The sequence below is a fragment of the Acidisoma silvae genome, assembly GCF_020618775.1.
GTDB lineage: Bacteria > Pseudomonadota > Alphaproteobacteria > Acetobacterales > Acetobacteraceae > Acidisoma > Acidisoma silvae.
In genome coordinates this window covers 1-2504 of record NZ_JAESVB010000055.1, presented here as the reverse complement: position 1 = coordinate 2504, position 2504 = coordinate 1, and the positions used below count along the sequence as shown (strand labels likewise).

Annotated in this window: 2 protein-coding genes; both read left to right on the top strand. The window is 59.8% G+C overall.

What is annotated here, in order from left to right; all coding sequences use genetic code 11:
* The first annotated feature begins 182 nt into the window (after positions 1-182).
* A complete protein-coding gene (istA, locus tag ASILVAE211_RS25675) occupies positions 183-1703 on the top strand; it encodes an IS21 family transposase (RefSeq protein ID WP_227324195.1) in 1521 nt (506 codons plus the stop codon).
* A gap of 15 nt (positions 1704-1718) precedes the next feature.
* Entirely contained in the window at positions 1719-2465 is a 747-nt protein-coding gene (istB, locus tag ASILVAE211_RS25670; RefSeq protein ID WP_227324194.1) for an IS21-like element helper ATPase IstB, read from the top strand.
* Positions 2466-2504 lie beyond the last annotated feature (39 nt).

Sequence of the window (2504 nt, the reverse complement as noted above, 5' to 3'; positions counted from 1 at the left end):
CCGACAAATTCTCGCCCATGATTCCGGAATGAAGTCGCCCGGGATTCCGATTTGATGTCGCCCACCGTTCCGATTTTGTCTCGCCCGGTTAAGGGCGCTGATCGGGGATGATTTGAGCCTCTGCTGGTCTGTTTAGGGTCTGCTCTTTTGGGGAGCGGACGATGCCAGCGGAGAGGACAACGATGCGCCAGGTGCGCGAGATAGTGAAGCTCCACCAGGCGGGGGTATCGACCCGCCAAATCGGCATTCGGGTTGGGGTTGCGGCCTCGACGGTAAGGTTGACGCTGCGTCGTGTGGCCGAGGCTGGGCTATCGGTGGAAGCGGCGATCGAGAAGACGGATACGGCGCTGGAGGCGCTCCTGTTCTCCGGTGCGGGCAAGAAGACCGGTCACCGCCGCCATGCTGATCCGGATTGGGCAACCATTCATCAGGAACTCAAGCGCAAGCACGTCACGTTGACGATTCTCTGGGACGAATACATCGGGCGCACGCCGGGTGGATATCGGTATTCCCGGTTCTGCGAACTGTATCGAAGCTGGGAAGCCCGGCTCTCGGTGACGATGCGCCAATCTCATCACGGCGGCGATAAGCTTTTTGTCGATTATGCCGGAGACGTCGTGCCGGTCGTAGACCGGCTGAGCGGCCGGATACGCGGCGCGCAGATCTTCGTGGCGGTGCTTGGAGCATCAAACTTCCTCTATGCGGAGGCAAGCTGGACCCAGGGGCTGGCGGATTGGATTGAATCTCATAACCGGGCTCTGGCGGCGATCGGCGGCGTTCCCGCGCTGCTGGTGCCGGACAATACCAAGGTCGCTGTGATTAAGGCGTGCCTTTACGACCCGGTGATCAACAAGACTTACGCAGACATGGCCGCGCATTACGGTACTGCTGTCCTTCCGGCCCGGCCCTATAAGCCAAGAGATAAAGCCAAAGTGGAGGTCGGTGTCTTGATTGCCGAACGCTGGCTACTCGGTCGGCTAAGGCACACGAAGTTCCATAGCCTGGCGGATTTGAACGTCGCCATTGCCGAATTTTGTCGCCGTCTGAACGATGAGCGGATCATCCGCCGCGTCAACCAGACACGCCGCCAATTGCTCGAGGCATTGGAGCGTCCGGCCTTAAAACCGTTGCCCGCAGAACCCTACGTCCTGGCCGAGTGGCGTATCCGCCGGGTTGGGATCGACTACCATGTCGAGATCGAGAACCACTTCTACAGCGTGCCCTATCGCTTTGCGCGGGCTGAGGTCGACGCGCGCTTCACTGCCAGGACGGTGGAGGTATTCGCACGTGGGGAGCGCATTGCGGTGCATCGCCGCGGTAGCGGCAATGGCAAGCATACGACACTGCCTGAGCACATGCCGTCGAGCCATCGCCGTTATGCCGACTGGACGATCGAGCGCATTGCCCAGGAAGCGGCGCTTATCGGACCTTCGGTCAGTGCTCTCTGCGGCCTCATCCTGGAACGCCGCCCGCATCCTGAACAAGGCTTCCGTGCCTGTCTTGGTATCCTAAGGCTTGCCCGGTCGATCAGCGCCAAACGCCTTGATGCGGCGGCATTCCACGCCATTGAGATTGGTGCGCTGACCTACGGTTCGGTCAAATCCATCCTCGACAACAAGCTCGACCTTCAGGTGACCGATCCTAAGGCGGAGCATCAACCCATCAGGCACCACAACATCCGCGGCGGCGGCTACTTCCACTAACGGCAAGGAATCATCATGCTCATTCATCCGACGCTTGATCAGCTGAACCAGTTGGGCCTTCACGGCATGGCGACTGCCTTCGGCGACATCATGGCCGATGCCGAGGCGACTAGCCTAACCCATGCCGAGTGGCTGGCTCTTTTGCTGGAACGAGAGATCAGTCACCGCCATGATCGGCGTCTGGCGGCCCGCCTACGATATGCCAAGCTGCGCCATAATGCTGCCGTCGAAGATGTCGATTACCGCGCCTCTCGCGGTCTCGATCGCACTTTGTTCCAGAAATTATCGGCGGGCGGGTGGATTGATGCCCACGACAATCTGATCCTCTGCGGCCCAACAGGCGTTGGAAAAAGTTGGCTTGCATCGGCGCTTGGCCACCGCGCTTGCCGCGATAATCGATCTGTTCTCTACCAGCGCGTGCCAAAGCTGTTCCCCGAACTGGCGCTTGCCCGTGCTGATGGACGACACCGACGGCTCCTCCGGAACCTCACCTCTCCACAACTGCTCATTCTGGATGATTGGGGCCTCGAACCCCTCGATGCCGCCGCCCGACACGATCTTCTCGAAATCCTTGAAGATCGCTACGGCCGTCGCTCCACCATCATCACAAGCCAAATTCCGGTAGAGCATTGGCATCAACTGATTGGCGATCCGACCTACGCCGATGCCATTCTTGATCGTCTTGTTCACAACGCCACGCGGATAGATCTGGCGGGTGAAAGCCTTCGCAAAAAGCGCCCCCTCCGCGCACAGGAGTCTTGACCGGCCACGACCAGAGGGCGCAACGAGAACTCAAGATCT

Bases quoted from the DNA above. Each gene is read 5' to 3' on its own strand.
- istB (WP_227324194.1), top strand. From the start codon at position 1,719: ATGCTCATTCATCCGACGCTTGATCAGCTGAACCAGTTGGGCCTTCAC.
- istA (WP_227324195.1), top strand. From the start codon at position 183: ATGCGCCAGGTGCGCGAGATAGTGAAGCTCCACCAGGCGGGGGTATCG.